The sequence below is a fragment of the Spirosoma sp. 48-14 genome (assembly GCF_001898575.1).
Classification (GTDB): domain Bacteria; phylum Bacteroidota; class Bacteroidia; order Cytophagales; family Spirosomataceae; genus Spirosoma.
The window spans coordinates 169,844-193,027 of sequence record NZ_MKUD01000081.1; the positions used below are offsets into that span (position 1 = coordinate 169,844).

Sequence of the window (23,184 nt, forward strand, 5' to 3'; positions counted from 1 at the left end):
CAATTAAGTCAATACCTGTTTTGCTTTAACTTGTAGTTCCTGTTCACCTTAAATCTAGTTTTACAATCAATGAAAAACCAACTGAAATCTTTAGTACTGACAGCCGCTGCCCTGTTTGCTTTTTCAACCACCTACGCGCAAAACTGGGCGCTGGATAAAGCACATGCTAAAGTTGGCTTTACCGTTACCCACCTGATGCTGTCGGAAGTAGATGGCTACTTCAAAACCTTCGACGCTAAAATTACCGCAGCCAAGCCCGACCTATCGGATGCCGTTTTCGAATTCTCGACCGATATTAACAGCATCGACACGGGCAACGAACGGCGTGATGGAGACCTGAAAGGTGATCGCTGGTTCGATGCCGCCAAATACCCTAGCCTGTCGTTCAAAAGCACATCGTTCAAGAAAGTAGCTGACAATAAGTACAAAGTAACTGGTGACCTGACCATGCACGGTGTTACCAAACCGGTTACCCTCGATGCCACGATGGTTGGCCCTAAGCAAATGCCCGGCCGTGATGGTAAGCCCGGCCCCGAAAAAGTGGGTTTTAAAATGACAGGACAAATAAAGCGTACTGATTTTGGCGTAGGCGGGGCAGGTGCTATGCCAGTGAGCGAAGAAGTTGAATTACGAGCTACGGGTGAGTTCACCAAGCAGTCGTAACAAGCTTTATACAACGAAGAAGCCCCTTTCCGACGTTCCTCATAAAAGAGAACGAACGTCGGAAAGGGGCTTCTTCGTTGTACGCTACCCGCTACCTGTTAAAGCAGGCGTCCCAGGAAAATGAGCACCACTGCGCCCCCTACGGCAATCAGCAGGTTCATTAACAAGCCGTCGTTGTCAGGGTCGTTCCCGAGCTTTCGGGCAATAAAGCCCCCGACAAATCCCCCGACGATACCCAGAATAACATTGATGTACCAGGCATTATGGCTGTCCATAATACGGCTGGCGATATAGCCCGCTATACCGCCAATCAGAATAGAATACAGAAAACCCATATGTTAACGAATTTAGGTGAGATGCCTTTTGGCACACAAGTGTACACAAAAGCCATCATAATGATAGTATAGACAAATTAAATGTACTTTAGTAACGGCATGCATGGGTATAAATACCGTAGAATCGACTCTTTGAATTAGCTAAAAGACAATCTCTTCCAGGTATAGACACATGAATCGGTCTTCTGCGGGAAACCCTCTCCTGCTTTCTCAACGAGTCTTGCGTATCGCTGCTGCCAGCCTTATTGTCAGTGGTACATTTATAGGCGCTTTTCAGAATCGAAATCTCAACAGAGCGTCGGGTTCTTACCTGAACACCCTGTTTGCCCAATTGAATGACGATGACAAACACGACCCCAAATATGCGGTGGGTAGCCTGAACGTAGCCAATGGCCTCGAAGCAACACTCTTTGCAGCCGAACCCATGCTCACCAACCCGACCAACATCGACGTAGATGCTCGTGGACGTGTGTGGGTATGCGAAGCTTATAACTATCGGCCTGCTATTAACGGCAACCCAACCCGCAAGGAAGGGGATCGTATCGTAATATTGGAAGATACCAATGGCGATGGCAAAGCTGATCTTACCAAAGTTTTTTACCAGGACCCCAGCATCGAATCGCCACTCGGTATTTGGGTGCAGGGCAACAAGGTCATCATCTCCGACAGCCCGAATGTATGGGTGCTCACCGACGAAAACGGCGATGATAAAGCCGACAAAAAAGAATTACTGTTTACCGGCATCGGTGGCGAACAGCACGACCACGGCATGCACACCTTCGTGTTTGGCCCCGATGGCAAATGGTATTTCAACTTCGGCAATGAAGGTGGCCAGCTTCTCGATAAAGACAAAAATGCAGTGGTGGATATGGCTACGGGCAAAACCATCAATAAGCAAAATTTCAAACAGGGTATGGTATTCCGCTGCGATCCCGACGGGAAAAACGTAGAGGTACTGGGCCAGAATTTCCGTAATAACTATGAAATAGCCGTTGATTCGTACGGCACACTCTGGCAGTCGGACAACGACGATGATGGGAACAAAGGCGTTCGGATCAACTACGTCATGGAGTATGGCAATTACGGCTATACCGACGAAATGACGGGCGCAGGCTGGCAAGCCAATCGCGATAACATCGAACCCGAAATTCCACGTCGCCACTGGCACCTGAACGACCCAGGCGTAGTTCCCAATCTGCTTCAGACCGGAGCCGGTTCGCCTACAGGAATCATTGTGTACGAGGGCAACCTGCTTCCTGAAGTCTTCCGAAATCAGGTCATTCACTGCGATGCGGGTCCAAACGTAGTGCGATCGTATACTGTACAAAAAGAAGGGGCAGGCTACAAAGCCCAGATTGTCAATGTACTGGAAGGTGCCCGCGATCAGTGGTTCCGTCCGGCCGATATCTGCGTAGCGCCCGATGGCTCACTCATTATTGCCGACTGGTACGATCCGGGTGTAGGTGGCCACCAGGCAGGTGATCAGAACCGGGGGCGCGTGTACCGGGTAGCCCCGCCCAACTCGCCCTATACGATGCCCAAAGTCGACGTATCGACAACAGAAGGCGCTATAGATGCCCTGCAAAGTCCGAATATGGCTGTCCGGTATGCAGGCTGGCAAAAGCTCCATAGCTTGGGTTCTAAAGCCGAAAAAGCGTTGGCAAAACTGTACAAATCATCGGACAACGCTCGCATGCAGGCACGAGCATTGTGGCTGTTAAGCCAGTTGAACAATGGTAAAAAATACATTGAAACGGCTCTGAAAAGCCCTAATCCTGATTTACGTATTACGGGGCTGCGAGCGGCTCGCGAACGAAAAATGGACATCATTCCTTTCGTGAAGCAGTTGGTTAATGACCCAGATGCTCAGGTCCGTCGGGAGAGTATCCTAGCCCTTCGTCGCAGTACGTCGCCCGATGCCCCCGCCCTGTGGGCTCAGCTAGCCAGTAAACATGACGGCAACGACCGATGGTATCTGGAAGCACTGGGTATAGGCGCCGACGGCAACTGGGATAGCTATTACGCAGCCTGGCTGAAGCAGGTTAATGGCGATCCAATCGCCAATGCAGCCGGGCGCGATATTGTCTGGCGGGCACGTACCAAAGAATCGGTTCCGTTACTTGCCAAACTGGCAGGTGACCCCACGGTGCTTGTCAATCAACGGTTGCGTTATTTCCGGGCCTTCGACTTCAACCCTGGTGCGACCGAAAAATCAACAGCATTATTGGGGATTTTGCAGGCCAACAGCGGCTCTACGGAAGTAACCAAACTAGCCCTACGCCATCTGGACCCGGCTTTTGTTCGCGATTCGCCCGTAGCGACCAACGCACTCGCCAAGTTAATAAACGATGTATATGGCACCCCAGAATACCTTGAACTGATAACCCGTTTCGAGCCTGTTTCCGAAAACAACCGCCTGAAACAACTGGCGTTGGCCAAATCTATGGATGGTATGGGCCGGGATGCGGCTCGGCAGTTGCTTAAACAGGGGGGCGCACCACTCGTCTGGGAAGTTCTGAACGGTTCTGATGCCGAAGCCACAACGAATATACTAACGGCTTTGCGACGGGTTGGCAATAAAGAATCTATCAACATCCTGAAGACGGTGGCACTGGATACCAAACGTTCAGCGTCGATTCGTAAAGAAGCGACCCGCTCGCTGGGCGGAAGCATGGAGGGTGCCGATCTGGTCCTGGACTTACTCAAGTCGGGCGCAATTTCGGGCGATTATAAGAAAGCGGCTGCACAGGGCGTAAGCAACGACTGGCGTAAAAACATCCGCCAACAGGCCGCCAGTTACCTCGACGGAGGGCAGAGTGCCGAAGGCAAAAAACTACCCGGCATTACCGAACTACTGGCCATGAAGGGTGATGCCGCCAAAGGTGTTAGCGTCTTTAAAAATAATTGCTCTATTTGCCATCAGGTCAACGGCGAAGGCATGGATTTCGGCCCGAAACTTTCTGAAATCGGCTCTAAGTTGCCGCGAGAAGGTCAATATCTAGCTATTTTACACCCCGATGCCGGTATTAGTTTTGGCTTTGAAGGCTGGGAAGTGAAGTTCAAAGACGGTAGTTCCATGACTGGAATCGTGTCCAGCAAAACCGAGACCGACCTACAAATGAAGTTCCCCGGTGGGGTGGTTCAGAATTACAAAATGGCCGATGTAGTCTCGATGAAGCAAATCGATTCGTCCATGATGCCATCGGGCCTTCAGGAAGCCATGAGTACCCAGGAATTAGTCGATTTAGTAGAGTATTTAACCAGTTTGAAGAAAAAGTAACCAGGATTTAACGGATTTGTAGATTAATCTGATTTTGTTGATTTGCTTTCACTGAAGAGCTTCGAAGAAGCAAAAAACAAAATCTGTTTTTATCCATTAATCAGCTCAATCCCGCCGGGCCGCCGGAGCGGTTCAGACAATTATGCAACGACGCAATTTTGTAAAATCAACGTTGGGAGCAGCGGGCCTGGGGCTGACTGCTGCTGCCGAATCGGTAGCCGATAACTGGCACTCGCAGCCTGCTTTTCTGGCCAAGAACAATTTCAAGCTCAAATATGCCCCTCACTTTGGCATGTTCGAAAACAGCGCGGGTAAAGACCTGATCGACCAGCTCAAATTTATGGCCGACATGGGCTTCACAGCACTGGAAGACAATGGCATGATGGGTCGAGACGCGGCTACACAGGAAAAGATTGCTAAAGAGATGACGCGTCTGGGTATGACCATGGGCGTGTTCGTACTCGATAAAGGTGGCAACGGGCAGAACACACTAGCGGCTGGGAAACCCGAATACATTGAGATTTTCCTGAATGGTTGCCGAAAAGCCGTTGAAACCGCTAAACGGGTCAATGCTAAATTTACGACCGTTGTTCCCGGCGATTTCGAGCGCAACCTGCCTATTGGGATTCAAACGGGCCATGTCATCGATGCACTCCGTCGAGGGGCCGACATTTTGGCTCCGGCGGGTCTGACAATGGTACTGGAACCCCTCAGCGACACCCCAAACCTATTTCTGCGTACCTCCGATCAGACCTACGAAATCTGCCGGGCCGTAAACAGCCCTGCCTGTAAGATTCTGTTCGACATTTATCACATGCAGAAAAACGAAGGGCACATTATTCCGCATATCAACTGGTGCTGGAGCGAAATTGGCTATTTCCAAATGGGCGATAATCCGGGCAGGAAGGAACCCACTACAGGCGAGATCAATTATAAAAACATATTCAAACACATTTACCAGAAGCAGAAAGCCGAAAACAAAGAATTTATCTTTGGTATGGAGCACGGCAATTCGCAGCCAGGTAAAGAGGGTGAAATGGCAGTTATCAAAGCCTACGTCGAATCGGATAGCTTTACGGTATAGACTTTTTCTGTCCTTCCTCGGAAGGACAGAAAACTAGTAAAAGCAAACGGGTAATCAAGTCTGTTACAGATTTGATTACCCGTTTTTCGTACGTAAATGTCTTTCTTAGAGAACAACGACCGAGTTCTCTTCACCTGCTACACCGCTGGCTACGTATTTATCTGCAGCCCAATCGTTCGTCCATGTCGTACCATCCAAAACGTAGCGGAATTGATACTCGCTACCTATAGGCAGTTCAACGGTTGTTTTGTAGGAACCGTCTTTTTGCTTCTTCAGGGCCTGGGCGCTGATGTCCCATCCGTTAAATTCACCGGCCAGGGCGACCGATTTCGCACCATTGACGGCCTCAGCCGACAATTCAAACGTTACTTTCGCAATAGGTTTGCTTTTTAGAAATTGTTTGGCAACTGCCATAGAGGTACACTATTTGGTTTCAGTGCAAAATTATAGTACAAAATAAGTAATATCATAATTATCAGCGCCTTATAGGCAAAAATTCTTAAAATAATCTAATTATATGTGAGCTGTTTCATAATTTACATTCTAAGAAACGTACAATTTTCTTCGCATTTACTAAAAGTTAATTCTGTCCATATCACCAGCATAAGATTAAACTGAAATTAAATTCTAAAGCCAATAGGTTACCTTCTTTTTGAAGTGGTATTAATGGCTAATCAACCATTCAAAATCTATATATAGCATGAAAAATTTCTTTAAATCGGCCTTATTTGTAGCGGCTATGTTCTCGCTCGCAGTTGCTTGCCAATCGAAAAAAACGGAGTCTGAACAGCCAGCATCTGATACCGCAACGGTTGTCGAAAGCGAAACGATCGTGCAAGGAGACAGTGCAGAAGTAATTACTGATTCAGCAAAAATTGTCATTCCTGATTCAACAAAAAAATAAATAGCTCTGATGCTATTCATAAAAAAGCTCCTGTAATCGGGAGCTTTTTTTATAGGCCTGTACTTCTACCCTTTATCGGCCTTGCAAGCAACGATTCACTGCTTTTTTTACAGGCGGCATATCGTTCATCGTATCCCCCCCCAACAAGTTCATAAACTATTTTGCGACGCTCCAGTGCCTCCCGAAAACGGGACAGCATTTCAGAGCGTCGGTGCCCCTGATCACGCAGAGCATCCGCTACCCAGGGGACGTCAATATCCAGCAACAGATAGTGATCGTAGTATACCTGCTGCTCCAGTTCATACAAAATAGGAGGCACATACTGGAAGTAAATTTCTGAGTAAATCTGGGTGGTAATCAAATCGGTATCGCAGAACAAAATCCGATTAGCCACTCGCTCTGCGGTCTGAACCGCTTCGGTTTGAGCATAACCAATCCGAATAATATCATCTACCATAAACTGATTGGATGAAATAAACTGGCGAGCCATCTCTGGTACGAATGTCGTCTGATAAGCCGTTGCCAATTGTTGCGCCAACGTTGTTTTGCCTACACTTTCTGGCCCAAACAGGCAGACTTTCTTAACAAAATACGGTCGAACAACTTCTGGAATATACGCCCAATACCGAGCCGGCTGCTGCCGGATCAACGTTGCCGAAATGGGCACCTGCTGCCGGGGAGGGTCAAAAGCTACATGAGTCAGTCCAGAATGATGGGCCAGCGGAATAGCATAGCTTTCCGACGAAAAAAATACGCTCACAGTCGGAAATCTACGTTTGATAAACGCAGCCCATAATTTAGTAGCCTCCCAGAGCGGCAGAGTAGGGTCATGAAAATCATCAGATTCGGCCACAACCTCGATAGTTGGATAGGGAGCCAGTAACTCGGTCAGCCAGCGAAGCCGCAAATCAGGCGAAATCACGTCATCCGGTGTAACGGTCATCGACACAATAAGGTGGTCGCACTGCCGTCTGGCAAAGTCGATCAAGGCCAAATGCCCCTGATGTACCGGCATGAATTTCCCAAACACCAGTCCCGTTCTCATGGTGCTCCTGCGGAGTCGTAGCTTCGGTATTCACGCGTCCAGGTCCAGGCGCCCATAGCGGCCACGAAACAGAAAACAAAATACTCGGCTCCAACGAATTTGACTCCTTTCACAAAATACATATACGTCAGAATACAATCGACCGCCAGCCAGACATACCAGCATTCAACGCGTTTTTCAATCATCAGAAACGTAGCCACAATGCTCATAACGGTTGTGAATGAATCCAGGTAAGGAAACGCACTGGGTTTGCTGAAAAGTACCGGAAACCACTCATGCAGATTACTGGCAAACGTACCTAATACCACAGTGGCCAGTACCCCTGAAACGGTCCAGATAATCAGCTGACGTGTTGGTATTCGGCTTATGCGGAGTTCCTGATGCTGGTCAGCTTCGAACTGTTTAGGGTGTGTCCACCGCCACCAACCCTGAATATTGGTCACCAAGAAAAACACCTGTAAGAACATATCGGGATAGAGCTGAATCTGGTAAAACAGGAAGAAAAACAGCAACACACTAACCGCACCAATAGGCCAGCTCCATACATGAGCCCGGGCCGAAAGCCAGACAGCCACTGCTCCGGTGGTAGCGCCAAAGAATTCCAGATAACTCATGGGGTAGTCCCACACGGTAAAGAAAATAGATTCAATGTCAAAAAAATTGGGCATGTATCCAGTAATCAAGTGGAGCTTCTCATCTTTATCGTTGCGAAAGTACGCATTAACCTTTTACCCAAACTCTTACCTATGCAACGTATTGCCATGCTGGGGGGCGGCTTCATTGGTCGCTTCTACGCCGATTCCATTCATGGGCAGCGGGGCCGCGACAAAGTGGTTGCGATCTATGCCCGCCGTCAGGAAACCGCCGATAAATTCAAAGCCGATTATGGCTGTAGCTTTGCGTCGACCGATATGGAAGAGGTCATTGCCCATCCCGATGTGGACATGGTCTGTATCGCCCTACCGAACAACATCCACGAAACAGCCGTCAATCTTTGCGCCAAGCATAAAAAATCGGTTGTCTGCACCAAGCCCCTCGGTCGTACGGGCGAAGAAGCGCTGCGGATGATGAAAACAGTGGAAGAAGCGGGAATTTTTGCCGGTTATCTGGAGGACCTTTGCTATACGCCCAAATTTCTGAAGGCATTGGATAGTGTCAAAAATGGCGCTTTAGGCCGTATTCTCTGGGCGAAATCGCGTGAAACGCATCCTGGCCCCCACTCCGACTGGTTCTGGGACAAAGAGCAGGCGGGTGGTGGCTGTATGCTCGATTTAGGCTGCCATTGTGTCGAAATATCCCGGAATTTTATTGGTAAAGATGTCAAGCCCGTTGAGGTGATGTGCTGGGCAGCTACGCAGGTTAAACCCATCGAAGCCGAAGACCATGCCATTGCTCTGGTGAAGTACGAGAACGGGGCTATCGGTCAATTTGAAGTAAGCTGGACATTCCGGGGCGGTATGGACCTCCGTGACGAAGTGATGGGTACTGAAGGTACCATCTGGATTAATAACTTCCTGCGCACAGGTTTTGAGATGTTTTCGACTGGCAAAGGAGCCGATTACGTGGCCGAAAAAGCCGAATCAAATACGGGGTGGCTATTCCCGGTTGGGGATGAAGTAAACGATCTGGGCTATAATCACATGTTTACGGATATGTTTTCCGCGCAGGAGGCAGGTCGTGAACCCGCAGAAACCTTCTATGATGGCTACATTGTAAACGCCGTTCTGGATGCAGCCTATCGATCGGCCGAAAGCAAGCAATGGGAAAAGGTAATACTCCCAATATGGCGCGGCCAGGAGGGTTTGAAACCCGAATCAACCCTGGTAGAGTACGATGCTGATCACTACCTTATTAAGCAGGAAATGACACACGATGGCCGTAACAAGCTGATTCTGAAAGAAAAAGCCACCGGCAAAATCATTGAGCGCGATGTTGTTTAATGCTTCCGACAACCAACATTTCAGAAGTGTACTCAAACGAACCATAAAAGAAAAGATTCCACGGCCTTTGTGACCTAATGGTGACAAAAATTGCAGGATATCCTATTTTTTTGAAATTATTATTTATCTTGCAGGTGGTGCACAAAATAAAAACGCCGGACTCATCTGCGTTCCGGCGTTTCAGCATTCTTTTCTTAACTTAAACGCTTATGGGGCGTCAATTGAATGACGCATTTTCCTGACTAATGTTGCATTTTAACATTACTGTTGTACAAATGGTCAAATAAATGTACAAGCGGTCAAACAAAAAGCGCTGGGCCTCCGGGTTCCGGCGTTTTTTGTTTGAATAATCCATACAAGCACGAGCCTAATAGAACAATTTCTTTAAATTTGTGTACAGAGCTGAGACAATTAAACGAACCTTTGCCGTTCAATAGTTATGACTATACCCGTTGATCAGGCGGAAGCTTACAGTGCGATTTATCAGCTTACTCCAACGGATTGTATTCATAAAGCAGCTATTTACAAATTACCACTCTATCTGAACAAACGAAGCAAATACCTTTGCTTTTAAACCTATCATTTCTACATGAATACGCAATCAGCCATTGACCGGTACCCCTGGAGACGCTTTTATCCGAAAGAAGTCCCCTACGAAATTAACCCTGATGCCTATACGTCGCTGGTAGCTTTATTTGAAGAAGGTTGCCAACGGTTTGCCAATCGTCCGGCCTATGCCTGCATGGGTAAGCAAATTACGTTTGGCGAACTCAACGAATTGGCCAACCAATTCGCTTCTTTTTTACAAAATGGGCTCCATCTGCAAAAAGGCGATCGTTTGGCCATTCAGATGCCTAACACTTTGCAATACCCGGTTGCTATGTTTGGTGCACTGAAGGCAGGGCTAGTCGTGGTCAATACCAATCCGTTGTATACCCCCCGCGAAATGCAGCATCAGTTTAAAGACTCTGGGGCTAAAGCGATTGTGATTCTCGCCAACTTTGCCAGCAATCTGGAGAAAATACTTGATCGTACCGACATTCAGCACGTGATTGTTACGCAGCTTGGCGATTTACTGGGCTTTCCTAAAAAGCAGATCGTTAATGCGGTGGTAAAATACGTAAAGAAGCTGGTACCCGCTTACAAACTGCCTGATGCGATCTCGTTTAACGATGCGTTAAGCCAGGGCAGTAAGCAGCCCTTAAAACCAGTTACGATTCAAAATACAGATCTGGCATTTATACAATATACAGGAGGAACAACGGGCGTTTCGAAAGGAGCTATGCTTACGCATCGGAACATTATCGCAAATGTAGAATGCCAGCATTACTGGATGAAACCCGGCCATATACCTGATGGCGAAGGCATTATTGTGGCGGCTCTTCCTTTATACCATGTATACGCACTGACCACTAATGCGTTGGCTGCACTAAAGAGCGGAGCGATGAACCTGCTGATCACGAATCCTCGTGATCTGAATGCGTTTATTGACGACTTGAAGAAATACCAGATTACAGCCTTCACCGGTGTCAATACACTGTATAATGGTCTTCTGAACCACCCACGTATCAATGAAGTCGATTTCAGTCATTTAAAGGTCACCTCAGCGGGTGGCATGGCCCTTCAGACAGCCGTGGCCGAACGCTGGGCGAAGCTGACTGGCAATACTCCCTGCGAAGGCTATGGCCTTACCGAAACCTCGCCCGTACTTAGCTCCAATCCAGTTGATGGCACTGTACGGGTAGGGACCATTGGCATCCCCTGGCCCAGTACAGAAATGAAAGTGATCCGGGAAGATGGTACAGATGCCCCCCTTGGCGAACCTGGCGAAATAGTTGCCCGAGGACCACAAGTGTTCAAAGGATACTATAATCGGCCTGAGGAAACCGCCAAATCGATGATGGGCGACTGGTTCAAAACAGGTGATGTGGCCGTGATGAATGAAGATGGGTTCTTCAAAATCGTTGACCGCAAAAAAGATATGATCCTGGTATCCGGCTTTAACGTCTACCCAAATGAGATTGAGGATGTGGTGGCGCAATGCCCTGGTGTACTGGAAGTAGCCTGTATCGGTATCCCTGATGAAAAGTCAACGGAGGTCGTTAAAATTTTCGTGGTAAAAAAAGACCCGAATCTTACGGTCGAATCCATCAAAGAGTTCTGTCGCGAAAACTTAACGCCTTACAAAGTTCCGCGCGTCATTGAATTCCGAACCGAACTCCCGAAATCGAACGTGGGTAAAATTCTACGTCGGCCTCTACGCGATGAAGAACTGGCTAAGCTGAAAAAATAAAGACTATTTCAGGCTTTGGTATCTTTTCCCTATTCCGAGGGACACGAACTCTTTGAGTGATGACCTATTTGATAATCACCGAAAATTCCCTGCCCCTCGGAATAAATTAGGCCAGGAAACAATAGATACGGCATTTGCGCTCATTCAGGAGGTTCTGCTACTCTGATGCCACAGGGTTGTATCTGTGATGGAGTAACGGTGTATCGTTCCTCAAACAAAAATACCTTACACCCTTGCCAGACTATCTATGCCATACCGTTTTACGGAGGCCTACATACCCACCAAGCGTATTCGTATACAACTGACCAATATCGGCGGCAATACTGGCTGTTAGCGAAAGCCCCTCTAACCAGTTCAGGGGCATACCCAGTTGTATGACCGACGAAAATTGTTTAGGCTTATTCGGAAACATAATAGCATACGTGCCCAGGTTTCGACTGTATGATAGTTTAGCCATTAGCTTAATTCGTCGCCCCACTCCGGCACGCATTCCCAGGTGAGCGACCTGTACGCGGTTATTATTAACAGTCACGCTAGTGGGATACACGTACTCAGGGAGAGCATCCGCCTTCATAGTAATGAATGGCGTACCTATAATCCGGTTTTTATACGCCCAGCCTTCCTGATACTGCCCGTTATCGAAGTAATTATCATTGCCTGATAGCCCATTCCAGGGTTCAAATATGGGGCCGCCCTGGTCAAGCGTTGTAAGAAATTCAAGCAGCACATCGTCAACATGAAAGCCTGCCGAACTCGATCTGATAGGCCGTATTCGTAACCCGCTCAATCCGTCGGGCACATTTTTAAAAAACACACCCGAGACATCCTCATAGCTATGCTGGTGGTAAAGCATCAGGTTAGCAGAGGGTAATCTCACTTCAAGCCCCAGGTCAATACTACCTACATGGTTCCCATACAGATTTGTATAATCGAACGAAGTGATTCGCGGGTTGTTGAGCCCGTTAGTGCGAATTGCCAGAAATACATTGGGAAAATCGCGAAGTTCGCCCGGCAGTTGACCGTCAACCGCATAGTGATAATCCAGGTAATCGGAATGACCACCCCACTGAACGTTGTGATTAATACCCACATACCCTCGTATGGTTGCCGATGGTTTGCCAATCCGAAACATAACTGATTTCTGATGCAGAAAGGAATGCTGCATATACGCTGTATTGGCGAACCAGCCATGAGCCATAAAGGCGTTGATGGCCAGCCACTGCTTCCGGCCTAGTGGTGCAAACCCTCGGGTTCCAAACTGAACCTTAGGGATCGGAAGGGCATTCCCCGACCAGGAATAAGACCCCGATGTAAGCGTGGTATCGACTAATCCAATTACCTCCCTCCGACGGCCAACGACGAATTCAATCTGTCGATGCGTAAGGGCTATGTAATACTCGGGGGCCAGCAATTGGTTCTGCTTCTCTGCATTTCCTACAACCTCAGCGCTATAGTTAAACCGCCAGGCCCGATCTCGGGATTTATAAATAGTATCTGAAAGTACTACCGTTCCTTTAGCACCCACGCGTAGCGTACCAACTGGGGCTGAGTACGGAACCGTTCCAAACTGATTGGCCCGAAGCCAAAAGGGGGTGCGGTCGTTTGAAGCAGCTAAAGCGCCCACCTCCACGTATACCTGGTGCCAATTTCCTGACTGGGCATATAATAATTGATGTACACCAAAAAAGAGGATAGACAAAAAATATAAATATTTCATATGTAATAATAATACTTCTACTCGAAACAACCTGCAATCAGGCTACATTAGTACACTTTAACAACAACTTGGTATCATTGTGCGATACTATCTGGTAAAACGGAACAGACGGTCAGTGGATACGTTTTTCATCCTGGAACTAGACTCAAACAACAAAGCCCGGCAAATGCCAGGCTCGTTGCAGCTTTTCTTAACTTAACCTATCTCATTTATTGCATTGCAATTGTGCGGCTCGTTTGCTGAATGGGCTGAGTCGCCACATTGACCTGTTTGGTAATACTGCCTTCAGCAGACTTAATTTCCAGTTCGTATTCGCCATCAGCCAGATCATTAATATTTAGCTTTACAGCGTACCGAGTCTCTTTTTTACCCATAATACGCTGATAAAGCACCTCTCCACCTTTGTTACGAAGGAATACTTCAACGGGCTGATCAGCAGATTTCTGAACGGCCAAACGAATTTGATGATCAGCAGTAACATATGCGCTGGCATCAAAAGAAAGCGTTTTAGGCGTTGTCGGATTGAATAGCGTCGAAGCACTTAACAGGAAAGCAGCGGTCAGATTTGTCATTAGTGGTAACATGGCAGTTGTTGTGTTTACGTTTACAATGTTGTTTACTGGTATGCCATTCTAAATCCAAAGCTTGTGCCAACTAATCTTAACCACTGATAATCAACAACCTGCGCTTTTCGCCTTATAACTATAATGTCCAGTAGTGGACAAGGTCTGTTCGATGGCGGACAATGCGGACAAAAAAAGTCCCTACTTTCGGTGGGACTTGAGTTAGCAGGGAGCCGGTTCTTGCAATCGACCCTCAGCTGAATCTGTATGTGCGTACTGTTATCAAGAAATGCGTCGGCAAAAAAAGGAAGACCGTACAATTCGATTGTATTAGCCCATTTTTTAAAACCGAACTACCAAAATAAAAAGTCTTCTTTGTCGGCATCTAAAAAGCAATCCATTGCTGAGGTACTACAACTACCATAGTCAATACGGAACAAATGGCCTATATACGTGTGGATCACGCTTATTGTACGCCAATTCGGTCTAGTATTATTTGGTCCGCATTCAGGCGAGAACGAATTAAAGCTGTTTAATCTTGCTTATCAATAGGAAATATGCACATTAATTCTTCTATATTCACCTCAAGTATACGCATGTATTCTTGCCCACCTCAGGAATAGCTCGTTTCGGCTAGGTTATTGACAAATGACGCAACAGACAAAGCAGGCAGTGTTTATCGCAGACGACGATGAAGACGACCGTTTTTTGCTACAACTCGCCTTTCAGGAGCACAGTCCTGAATGTCAGTTAGTATTTACGGAAGATGGCATGGCATTAATCGATGCGCTTGTCCATAGTCCGTTTACACCCTGCCTTATCGTACTGGATTTGAATATGCCCCGGTTAAATGGCTTTGAAGCACTGACCGTTTTGCGAAGTAACCCCCTGTATCACCATACACCAATCGTCATCTTAACTACTTCCAATTCATTAAAGGAACGGCAGTTAGCCTATGAGTTAGGAGCAAATGATTTTATGACTAAACCTATGAAACTAGAATTACTAGGTGATATTGTTCGCAAAATTCGGCATCACTGGCGACTGGATGCCTGCCTTTAATACATCTGCAGTAGTTACCGTTACTAGCGCTAGTAACGGTAACTACCTCAACGATCATACATCACCTTGATGGACTATCGGCGTTTAAGCGTTCAGACAATACCGTTAGCAGCATCTTAATTTCGGTTTCTATACGACCAATCAGTGCAGGAACTGATTTAATTTCGAATTTTTCTAAATGCTCAGCCTCAAAGGCCAACTGCGCCAAAGCAGGCATTCCTGCACTTAAAGCCGTTCCCCGTAGTTTATGCCCGGTTGCTTTGATTCCAGTCAGGTTCTCGTCGGCAAGTTGCTGCGAAAACGCCGTTAAGGCTCCCTGTAATTCAATCTCAGCTGCTTCAATCAACATACTTGTAAACTCAGGATCATCCCCTGCCATCATTTTTATTACCTGAGGATCAAAGTGCACCTCCTCACTTTCGCTCGGCTCTATAGATTCGTCGGCATCGGCCGATGCTCCTAACCAGGTCTGGAACAAGGTAACAATGGCAGCCTCAACAATGGGTTTTGTGATAAAATCATCCATTCCAGCAGCAAGGCATTTTTCACGTTCTCCTTTTACGGTGCCAGCAGTCAGTGCGATAATTGGAATAGGTTTCCCTGCTTCCAGTTCACGAATTTGTCGGGTAGCTTCATAGCCATTCATAATGGGCATCTGAATATCCATCAGTACCAGATCAGGCTTATGTATGGTGTAGGCCTGGACAGCCTCCTGCCCATTGAATGCTTCAATAACCTCGGCTTCAGGCATAATCCGCCCAATAATGGTTTTGGTCAGTAGCTGGTTTACCAGGTTGTCCTCGGCCAGCAGTATCTTAACCGACCCGGCTCCAACCTGAACCGGCTGACTGGGGGCATCGGTAGCGAGTGGTTCGTCATGATGAACAATGCGCGACAAGGCCCGGTATAACTCAGTCATCTTAACAGGTTTAACCAGCCGTTGGTTAATACCTAACGATTCACTACTACGGATAATCCGCTCATCGTCGGATGAGCTGTGTAACAGAATAATAACCTGCTCGTCAGCTACCGAACCGAAGTTACCTCTAATCTTTTCAATCGTTTCCAGACCATCCATAAACGGCATATGATAGTCCATCAGAATCACATCGAAGTGTTTGTTACGGCTGATTAGCTGCAGGGCCTCGAATCCATTACTGGCTTCTTCAACAGTAATTTGTCGTAACAAAAACATTTGCCGTAATATCAGGCGGTTGTTTTCATTATCATCAACAATTAATACATTCTTTATCAGGCTTATATCACGCCAGATAATAGGGTCGCCGGGTTCTGTTTTGAGCGTCAGATCGAAGAAAAAACAACTCCCTTCGCCAGGTTTACTAACGAGTTGAAGGCGGCTGCCCATCAGGCCCAGTAGTCTGTTGGAAATGGTTAACCCCAGACCAGTGCCCCCATACTTCTTGGTTGTCGATGGATCTTCCTGAGAAAAGGCATCAAAGATACGCTCCTGCATTTCAGGCTTTATGCCAATACCCGTATCGCGCACTTCAAATCGGAACGTCGTACACTCATCTGTCGAGTCGCCTATGGGTTTTATTTTTAGTTCGATCTCCCCTTTTTCGGTAAACTTCACCGCGTTACCCAACAGATTGACCAATATTTGTTTTAGCCGTACAGAGTCAGAATAAATAAAGCGCGGCAAATTGGCCTGGAGGTTGAGCAGCATCTCAAGGCCTTTGTTCTGTGCCTGATAAGTAATAATATCGGCCGCCTGACTGCTGATCTCGTATATATCTATCTTTTCCAGAGCCAGTTCCAGCTTACCGGCTTCAATTTTCGAAAAGTCCAGAATATCGTTGATTGTGCTTAACAAGGCATTTGCCGACTGATCGACAATCGACAAATATTGATGCTGGGTTTCGGTTAAGGATGTTTTCAGCAATAGATCGGTAAAGCCAATCACACCGTTCAGAGGAGTACGAATTTCGTGGCTCATGTTGGCCAGAAATTCGGATTTGGCTACACTGGCCTGCTCGGCCTGTCGCTTTGCTTTTTTGAGCTCGTCGCGTTGCTGGCAAGCTTCCGTAATATCCTGCGTGTACATCATGATGCCTCCTATAGAACCATCAAACTGATACCACGGCCTTACTTCCCAACATAAATACTGATCATGATCCCAGCCTTCCGGTCGCCAGATGTACTCGTCCTGCCGTTCTACTGCTCCATTAGCGCATCGCTCAAATACGGCTCGCCAGCTTTCCGACATACCGGGAAATACGTCATAGAGCGATCGCCCAATCACGCTATCCGTCAGGCGGTAATCTTCCATCCATCGTTTACTGACCGCCAGATAATTGATAGTTCGATCAAACATGGCGACTGCCGCCGGTGCGTGCTCAACGAAGGCAGCCAGCCGGAGCTTTTCATTGATTAATGCCTGTTCCGCCTTCTTCTTATCGTCGATGTCCTGAAAGGCTCCATATACTCGTTTGCAGATTCCATTTTCAAATTCAGGCGTACCTACCACACGAACCCATATTCCCCGGTTCGTTGCCGTAACAATCTGTAATTCAATATCGAATGATGTCCCTTTCTCGATAGCCTGATCGACAGCGGCAACGATCAAGTCGTAATTGTTCCCTCTAAAGAACGTTTCGCCTGTATCGATCAAGGGTATATACTCGTCCGGCACATCATGAATAGCCTTGGTAACGGCCGACCAGTACATGGTTTTCTGAATCATATCGGCCTCCCAGGTCCCAATTCGAGCTACTTCGTTGGTTTGCTCAAGCATCTGCTTAGTGGTCCGCAGATCGACCTCGAGCTGGTGACGGCGGGTAATATCGATCGCATTACCAATCACGTACGGCTGTCCATTCAGTTCATTTTCAAGAACATTTGTAAATAGCCAGATCTGTAAAGACCCATCTTTATGAATGGTGTGCATGATACCGCTGGCCTTACCGGTTTTCTGGATGCTTTTAAGGTAAAAGTTCAACCCTTCGTGTTGTTCTGAGGGTACTATATCGTGCAAGCGCCGACCAACGATCTCTTCAGGTTTATACCCTAGTGCCTTGGCTCCAGCCGTGTTGACACTTAAAAATGTTCCATCCAGTGCATGGGTACACATCAGCCCATGCGAGTTTTCAAAAAACGAGCGGAATTTTGATTCAGACTGAAACAGTCGAATTTCTCTCTGTTTTTCTTCGGTAACGTCACGAGCGATGGCAAACAAATAGCCAGTTGCCGATTCGGGTGTAGCCACCCACTGCAAATGTCGATAGGAGCCATCCTGGCAGCGAAAGCGATAGGTAAAATTGAGTGTAGGTTTACCAGCCGCCAACTGACTGATTTCCTGCTGAGCTGCCAGCCGATCATCGGGATGCACCAGGTCGAACAGAGATATCGATAACAGGTAGGCTTCGCCCCATCCCAATACCTGCCGAAATGCCGGATTTATCTTCTTTAAATAGCCATCCGTTCCAGCTACAAAAATCAGGTCGTTGGATAGCGTAAATAGATTTTCAAAATAGATTAATTCCTGCTTTTGGCGATGTTCGACAATCAAACCTATCGCTATTTCGCCCAATAATTTCAATGCCCTTTGCTGCTCTTCGGTTAGCTTTCGGGGCGTCCGATCCAGTACGCAGAGCGTACCCAACGCATTCCCATCCGAATCCGTCATTGGATAGCCCGCGTAAAACCGAATATTTGGATTGTCGGTAACAAAGGGGTTTTCCCGGAATCGCTCATCCTGAGCCATATCCTCGATTTCGAATAGGTGGCTATCCAGAATGGCGTAGCTACAGAAAGCTAAATCCCGACTGATTTCCTGTATATCCAGCCCCACTTTCGACTTAAGCCACTGCCGATCTTTATCGATCAAGGATACCAATGAAATAGGAGTCTGGCAGATTAATGAGGCTAACTCGGTCAGTCTGTCAAATGCCTCTTCGGGTAATGTGTCCAGAATTTGATAACGATGCAGAGCCTCCAGCCGCTTATCTTCATTGATTGGATAAGGCATATTAGTTAATAATTGATCTAAAAGAGAATAAAGATACTGACCCAATCCACACAAGTTTTCAATATCTATTATTCGTTAATTTTTAAGTATTGTTACCATTTTTAACTACACAATTTATTTACCCTACGAGCCTCCTGTAACTTAAATAGTGGATTCAACGTAAGTATTAGCGCCCCTGCAACAAAATGTCACACAATACACTGACTATAAGCGCCTTATAATCACCCTCGCATAGTAAAAAAACGCTGATTCCAGGAGAGTCAGCGTTTTTAGTATCCTTTTTCCAGTCGTTCTCATCGACTTGGTAACAAATTAGATATAAATATAAATATTGAGTAACTTATTAATTATGCGGCTACAAACTTAGGCTCTTTTGCACAAGTTGTTCGCCCATAGTAAAACCTCCCTAAAAATTCCTGAGGATACGTATGCGTATATTATAGATACCAATGCCCATCTACCGAGTGGTATGGCTGAGATACACCAATTTAGTTACTAAGGCTTGGCTTTAAGAGAGGTACTCCCCTTAGAATGATGGGGTTATTTTAAAATTAAAAAAGTAACATATAACATTTTTTCATATACCATTTTTACATCTTGATTGACATATAACCTTAAAATTGTAAGTAGCGACACCATAAAATAGTTTTATACAATTAAAATTTAACAATAAACTTCCAAATACGCATACATATAGTATATAATTTATATTTGTCAATAAAACCTAACCTATTGTTACTATAAGATCATGAATATATTATTGAGTGACGAAGAAATGATTCGTCATCACTTGCCTCATCAACCCAGTGAATGCTTTGAAACACTTTATACACGCTACGTAAGTAAAGTGTATAAGCAGTGCTTATCGATGACTAAAGACAGTGAGCAGGCACAGGATTTCACCCAGGATATCTTTTTGAAGGTATTTAACAAACTGGATGCCTTTCAGCAGCGGTCAAGCTTTTCTACCTGGATATATGCAATTGCATACAATTACTGCGCAGATCAGCTTCGTCTGGCAAAACGACTTCCAACCGTAACACTAGGCGACAGTATGGAACAAGCCTGGGATGGCCCGACCGAGACGTCTGTTCATGATGATATGTTGCAGCGCGTAGCCCAAGCTATGGAACGCCTTACTGTGGAAGAGCAAAGCCTCTTGAGACTGAAATACGAAGATGGATTAAGTAACGAAGAGATTGCTAGCTTATATAATATCAAGCTTAGCGCTGTAAAAATGAGGCTTAAACGTAGTCGCGAACGAGTTCAGCGATTATATAGCTACTCATTGCAAGCTTAACCAACGTCATAGATCAACTGAATACGAGCGTAGGACAGCCTGGTCACTTGACCAGGCTGTTTTTATAGTATCCCATGTGTACGCTAAAAAGCGAAGCCATAGGTAGATCGATTTAATGAAAAATCAACTCTTTGCGGATACAAGACCAGCGCCGACGGGAAATAGGCAGGGCCTGCCCTGTAGCCAGATGAACAAATACACCCGCTGGTGTAAACTCAACCCGATCTATAAACTGACGATTAACCATATAATGACGATGTAACCGAATAAACCAGGTCGATGGGAGTTTAGCTTCGACTCGTTTAAGCGTGTAGGAAACTAATACTCGCTGGCCATTCGTCCAGTGCAGCCAGGTATAATTCTCTTCGCCTTTCAGATAAACTAAATCGGCGACAGCCAGCCACTGCGCTCCGCGCTCAGAATTGTACACGCGCATGGGAGGCCAGCAATGTAACTCCGATGAATTCACTGCTGAAGAGTCGAAACGGAAGGTCATTAGCAAAAGACAAATTTAATACCACGGATATTAACCAACTGTATAACAAGCGAATACACTCTATAAATAATCATTATCACTGAACTCCACTATCGCCTTGCAAAATGGGATCTACTAGTATCTGCATTTGTCCATCATCTATATAATTGTATAAATATATCCACCCAGACGCAATAATAAACAAATTATATAAACATAAGCATTATCGGTAACAAAAATTAATTGTTTATTGAATCTTGTTCTTGTCAAGCTACAGGTCAGTCGGTTCACCTATTAGCTCGCGGTCATAGAGTTCATATAAACCTTACCTACCGATTCATTCGTTGTATAGTAGCGCTATGTGATTTAGCAATCGGCCATTGAGATTCAACCAAACAAGCTTACTTTCATGACGAGGCTCAGCTGGTCAGGGCCGACATCAGTACAACAAAACAGACTAGTTATGAACTACTATAACTCGATCATCGACACGATTGGGAATACCCCTCTCGTAAAACTGAATAAAGTGACAAAGGGAATTCGAGGCACTGTTCTGGCCAAAATCGAATACTTCAATCCCGGCAACTCAGTTAAAGATCGCATTGCTATTCGCATGATTGAAGATGCCGAAGCGCGGGGCATTATCAAACCGGGTGGCACAATCATTGAAGGTACGAGTGGGAATACAGGCATGGGGCTCGCCCTGGCGGCCATCGGCAAAGGGTATAAATGTATTTTTACGATGGCCGATAAACAGTCGAAAGAGAAGATTGACATCTTACGCGCTGTAGGGGCCGAGGTCGTCGTTTGCCCTACCAATGTTGCGCCCGATGACCCACGTTCGTATTATTCAGTTGCCAAACGGCTTAACCGGGATATTCCCAATTCGCTATATCCTAACCAATACGACAACCTGGCCAACACAGCGGCTCATTACGAAACTACTGGCCCCGAAATCTGGCGCGATACCGATGGCAAAATCACTCATTTTGCTGCCGGGGTGGGGACGGGCGGTACGATCTGCGGCACATCGAAATTTCTGAAAGAACAGAACCCAGCTATTGTCTCTATAGGTCTGGATACCTACGGCTCCGTCTTCAAAAAATATAAGGAAACGGGTATCTTCGATGAGGGTGAAATTTATCCGTACCTGACCGAAGGCATTGGCGAAGATATTCTTCCTAAAAATGTTGATTTTGATCTGATCGACCAGTTTGTGAAGGTTACAGACAAGGATGCAGCCATCATGACGCGTAGGCTGGCTCGTGAAGAAGGGCTATTTGTAGGCTGGTCATGTGGTACAGCCGTCCATGGTGCGTTGGAGTGGGCCAAAGATCATTTGACCGACGATGATGTACTGGTTATTCTTCTACCCGATCATGGCACTCGTTATCTGGCCAAGATTTACAACGATACGTGGATGAAAGATCATGGTTTTCTGGAAGATCGTGCATTCAAAACAGCCCGCGATATCATTCATCATAAAACTGGTGGGCCGACCGACCGACGTTCGCAGCTTACGACAATCGGCTCAGGGGTATCGGTTAGCCAGGCCATTCATGTGCTGAATCGGTACGGCATCTCGCAAATTCCGGTGACCGACGATACCGGACATATTGTGGGTAGTTTAACTGATTCAGCCATACTGAACAAGCTTATCGAAGACCCCACGGTGAAAGATCACCCCGTTAGTGAAGTGATGGATAAGCCCTTTAAATTCGTGGGGCTCGATAATACGATTGATGCCCTTTCTTCACTTATCGACCGCGATAATAAAGCCCTGCTCGTTCGGGATGAAAAAGAACAGGTCCATATTATCACACAGGCCGACTTGCTGGCCGCTATGACAAGCTAATCGATTTACGTAGATTGCATAAAATCATAAAGCCATGGTGACGGAAACAGCAACGCAGGAGCTGACAGCCCAACAGCCAATACCTTCCTACTTAATTTACGAAACCCTCAATGGACGCCCTCTTTATCGGAAAGGGTATAAGGAAGTATTAGCCAAACAAAAAACACCCGGCGAAATTATGGGTTGCAGTGACCTTCAAGCAATTATTGTATCGATTCTACACGCTTACATCTATAACCAGGCAAATCGGAAAGCCTACTGGATTGTTACGAACGAACCTGGCTTACACATCCAGATAGGCGATAATTTGTCTAACGATATTGCGGTTTACGAGAAAGAGAAGGTGACCGTGAAAGGCAAATTTTTCGATGTAGCCCCAAAGGTCGTCGTCGAAGTAGACATTAAAATTGACCTGGAAGCCTTTCCGGCCCGAGAGCAGGACTATATATATGAAAAGACCCAGGCCATGCTTGATTTCGGCACCGAACGGGTTATCTGGATTACGACAAAATCGCGTAAAATTTTTGTGGCTACGAAAGGCGAAAGCTGGCTTACTTTAAACTGGGATGCCACCGTTCCGGTGCTGGATACTGTAACCCTCAATGTAGCCAATCTGCTCACCGAAGAAGGAGTGATATGAATGTAGGTATAATGTAGGATGTAGGATGTATGTACTAACA

Annotated in this window: 18 protein-coding genes; 10 read left to right on the top strand and 8 right to left on the bottom strand. The window is 46.4% G+C overall.

Going from position 1 to position 23,184, the window contains the following annotated elements; genetic code table 11:
• Nucleotides 1-69: 69 nt before the first annotated feature.
• The gene (locus BGO59_RS32845; protein ID WP_293691397.1) at nt 70-663 is read left to right on the top strand and encodes a YceI family protein; all 594 of its coding nucleotides are present in this window, start codon (nt 70-72) and stop codon (nt 661-663) included.
• 98 nt (nt 664-761) lie between these two features.
• Here BGO59_RS32845 and BGO59_RS32850 read toward each other — a convergent pair whose 3' ends face one another.
• Complete coding sequence (locus tag BGO59_RS32850; protein ID WP_080059198.1) at nt 762-998, bottom strand: GlsB/YeaQ/YmgE family stress response membrane protein; 237 nt, start codon at nt 996-998, stop codon at nt 762-764.
• A gap of 172 nt (nt 999-1,170) precedes the next feature.
• Between BGO59_RS32850 and BGO59_RS32855 the strand changes: the two genes are divergently transcribed.
• Nucleotides 1,171-4,278, top strand: a complete 3,108-nt coding sequence (locus BGO59_RS32855) for a PVC-type heme-binding CxxCH protein (RefSeq protein WP_293691398.1) — start codon at nt 1,171-1,173, stop codon at nt 4,276-4,278.
• A 142-nt stretch (nt 4,279-4,420) separates the two neighbouring features.
• The gene (locus tag BGO59_RS32860) at nt 4,421-5,362 is read left to right on the top strand and encodes a TIM barrel protein (RefSeq protein WP_293691399.1); all 942 of its coding nucleotides are present in this window, start codon (nt 4,421-4,423) and stop codon (nt 5,360-5,362) included.
• A gap of 105 nt (nt 5,363-5,467) precedes the next feature.
• On the opposite strand, the gene BGO59_RS32865 is transcribed toward BGO59_RS32860, so the two are convergent.
• Nucleotides 5,468-5,776: an isoamylase early set domain-containing protein gene (locus BGO59_RS32865; RefSeq protein ID WP_293691400.1), complete on the bottom strand. Its 309-nt coding sequence runs from the start codon at nt 5,774-5,776 to the stop codon at nt 5,468-5,470.
• Between the two features lie 286 nt (nt 5,777-6,062).
• Between BGO59_RS32865 and BGO59_RS32870 the strand changes: the two genes are divergently transcribed.
• Complete coding sequence (locus BGO59_RS32870; RefSeq protein ID WP_293691402.1) at nt 6,063-6,266, top strand: hypothetical protein; 204 nt, start codon at nt 6,063-6,065, stop codon at nt 6,264-6,266.
• Between the two features lie 49 nt (nt 6,267-6,315).
• On the opposite strand, the gene BGO59_RS32875 is transcribed toward BGO59_RS32870, so the two are convergent.
• The gene (locus BGO59_RS32875; protein ID WP_293691403.1) at nt 6,316-7,311 is read right to left on the bottom strand and encodes an AAA family ATPase; all 996 of its coding nucleotides are present in this window, start codon (nt 7,309-7,311) and stop codon (nt 6,316-6,318) included.
• The gene (pnuC, locus tag BGO59_RS32880) at nt 7,308-7,979 is read right to left on the bottom strand and encodes a nicotinamide riboside transporter PnuC (RefSeq protein ID WP_293691404.1); all 672 of its coding nucleotides are present in this window, start codon (nt 7,977-7,979) and stop codon (nt 7,308-7,310) included. The genes BGO59_RS32875 and pnuC overlap by 4 nt, the downstream gene beginning before the upstream one ends.
• 78 nt (nt 7,980-8,057) lie before the next feature.
• Here pnuC and BGO59_RS32885 point away from each other — a divergent pair, with 78 nt between their 5' ends.
• Together BGO59_RS32885 and BGO59_RS32890 are read left to right on the top strand one after the other, a co-directional pair.
• The gene (locus tag BGO59_RS32885) at nt 8,058-9,251 is read left to right on the top strand and encodes a Gfo/Idh/MocA family oxidoreductase (protein ID WP_293691405.1); all 1,194 of its coding nucleotides are present in this window, start codon (nt 8,058-8,060) and stop codon (nt 9,249-9,251) included.
• Nucleotides 9,252-9,840: 589 nt separating this feature from the next.
• On the top strand, nt 9,841-11,544 hold the full coding sequence (locus tag BGO59_RS32890) for an AMP-binding protein (RefSeq protein ID WP_293691406.1): 1,704 nt from the start codon (nt 9,841-9,843) through the stop codon (nt 11,542-11,544).
• Nucleotides 11,545-11,785: 241 nt separating this feature from the next.
• On the opposite strand, the gene BGO59_RS32895 is transcribed toward BGO59_RS32890, so the two are convergent.
• The gene (locus tag BGO59_RS32895; protein WP_293691407.1) at nt 11,786-13,261 is read right to left on the bottom strand and encodes a capsule assembly Wzi family protein; all 1,476 of its coding nucleotides are present in this window, start codon (nt 13,259-13,261) and stop codon (nt 11,786-11,788) included.
• Nucleotides 13,262-13,470: 209 nt separating this feature from the next.
• Nucleotides 13,471-13,833, bottom strand: coding sequence for a hypothetical protein (locus BGO59_RS32900; protein ID WP_293691408.1), 363 nt, complete (start codon nt 13,831-13,833; stop codon nt 13,471-13,473).
• A 639-nt stretch (nt 13,834-14,472) separates the two neighbouring features.
• Here BGO59_RS32900 and BGO59_RS32905 point away from each other — a divergent pair.
• The gene (locus BGO59_RS32905) at nt 14,473-14,886 is read left to right on the top strand and encodes a response regulator (protein WP_293691410.1); all 414 of its coding nucleotides are present in this window, start codon (nt 14,473-14,475) and stop codon (nt 14,884-14,886) included.
• 61 nt (nt 14,887-14,947) lie between these two features.
• Here BGO59_RS32905 and BGO59_RS32910 read toward each other — a convergent pair whose 3' ends face one another.
• Complete coding sequence (locus BGO59_RS32910) at nt 14,948-18,874, bottom strand: PAS domain S-box protein (protein WP_293691411.1); 3,927 nt, start codon at nt 18,872-18,874, stop codon at nt 14,948-14,950.
• A gap of 748 nt (nt 18,875-19,622) precedes the next feature.
• Between BGO59_RS32910 and BGO59_RS32915 the strand changes: the two genes are divergently transcribed.
• Nucleotides 19,623-20,174: a sigma-70 family RNA polymerase sigma factor gene (locus BGO59_RS32915; RefSeq protein WP_293691413.1), complete on the top strand. Its 552-nt coding sequence runs from the start codon at nt 19,623-19,625 to the stop codon at nt 20,172-20,174.
• 112 nt (nt 20,175-20,286) lie between these two features.
• On the opposite strand, the gene BGO59_RS32920 is transcribed toward BGO59_RS32915, so the two are convergent.
• Nucleotides 20,287-20,610 (bottom strand): LytTR family DNA-binding domain-containing protein, encoded by a 324-nt coding sequence (locus tag BGO59_RS32920; protein WP_293691415.1) that lies wholly within the window; start codon nt 20,608-20,610, stop codon nt 20,287-20,289.
• A 502-nt stretch (nt 20,611-21,112) separates the two neighbouring features.
• On the opposite strand from BGO59_RS32920, the gene BGO59_RS32925 reads away from it, so the two are divergent.
• Complete coding sequence (locus BGO59_RS32925) at nt 21,113-22,504, top strand: cystathionine beta-synthase (RefSeq protein ID WP_293691416.1); 1,392 nt, start codon at nt 21,113-21,115, stop codon at nt 22,502-22,504.
• Between the two features lie 34 nt (nt 22,505-22,538).
• Nucleotides 22,539-23,144, top strand: a complete 606-nt coding sequence (locus tag BGO59_RS32930) for a Uma2 family endonuclease (RefSeq protein WP_293691417.1) — start codon at nt 22,539-22,541, stop codon at nt 23,142-23,144.
• Nucleotides 23,145-23,184: the final 40 nt, after the last annotated feature.

What these genes read in the sequence shown, in the direction of transcription:
- BGO59_RS32915 (WP_293691413.1), top strand. Translation starts at nt 19,623, where the DNA reads ATGAATATATTATTGAGTGACGAAGAAATGATTCGTCATCACTTGCCT.
- BGO59_RS32925 (WP_293691416.1), top strand. Translation starts at nt 21,113, where the DNA reads ATGAACTACTATAACTCGATCATCGACACGATTGGGAATACCCCTCTC.
- BGO59_RS32875 (WP_293691403.1), bottom strand. Translation starts at nt 7,311, where the DNA reads ATGAGAACGGGACTGGTGTTTGGGAAATTCATGCCGGTACATCAGGGG.
- pnuC (WP_293691404.1), bottom strand. Translation starts at nt 7,979, where the DNA reads ATGCCCAATTTTTTTGACATTGAATCTATTTTCTTTACCGTGTGGGAC.
- BGO59_RS32890 (WP_293691406.1), top strand. Translation starts at nt 9,841, where the DNA reads ATGAATACGCAATCAGCCATTGACCGGTACCCCTGGAGACGCTTTTAT.
- BGO59_RS32855 (WP_293691398.1), top strand. Translation starts at nt 1,171, where the DNA reads ATGAATCGGTCTTCTGCGGGAAACCCTCTCCTGCTTTCTCAACGAGTC.
- BGO59_RS32930 (WP_293691417.1), top strand. Translation starts at nt 22,539, where the DNA reads ATGGTGACGGAAACAGCAACGCAGGAGCTGACAGCCCAACAGCCAATA.
- BGO59_RS32900 (WP_293691408.1), bottom strand. Translation starts at nt 13,833, where the DNA reads ATGACAAATCTGACCGCTGCTTTCCTGTTAAGTGCTTCGACGCTATTC.
- BGO59_RS32850 (WP_080059198.1), bottom strand. Translation starts at nt 998, where the DNA reads ATGGGTTTTCTGTATTCTATTCTGATTGGCGGTATAGCGGGCTATATC.
- BGO59_RS32920 (WP_293691415.1), bottom strand. Translation starts at nt 20,610, where the DNA reads ATGCGCGTGTACAATTCTGAGCGCGGAGCGCAGTGGCTGGCTGTCGCC.
- BGO59_RS32845 (WP_293691397.1), top strand. Translation starts at nt 70, where the DNA reads ATGAAAAACCAACTGAAATCTTTAGTACTGACAGCCGCTGCCCTGTTT.
- BGO59_RS32895 (WP_293691407.1), bottom strand. Translation starts at nt 13,261, where the DNA reads ATGAAATATTTATATTTTTTGTCTATCCTCTTTTTTGGTGTACATCAA.
- BGO59_RS32905 (WP_293691410.1), top strand. Translation starts at nt 14,473, where the DNA reads ATGACGCAACAGACAAAGCAGGCAGTGTTTATCGCAGACGACGATGAA.
- BGO59_RS32885 (WP_293691405.1), top strand. Translation starts at nt 8,058, where the DNA reads ATGCAACGTATTGCCATGCTGGGGGGCGGCTTCATTGGTCGCTTCTAC.
- BGO59_RS32910 (WP_293691411.1), bottom strand. Translation starts at nt 18,874, where the DNA reads ATGCCTTATCCAATCAATGAAGATAAGCGGCTGGAGGCTCTGCATCGT.
- BGO59_RS32870 (WP_293691402.1), top strand. Translation starts at nt 6,063, where the DNA reads ATGAAAAATTTCTTTAAATCGGCCTTATTTGTAGCGGCTATGTTCTCG.
- BGO59_RS32865 (WP_293691400.1), bottom strand. Translation starts at nt 5,776, where the DNA reads ATGGCAGTTGCCAAACAATTTCTAAAAAGCAAACCTATTGCGAAAGTA.
- BGO59_RS32860 (WP_293691399.1), top strand. Translation starts at nt 4,421, where the DNA reads ATGCAACGACGCAATTTTGTAAAATCAACGTTGGGAGCAGCGGGCCTG.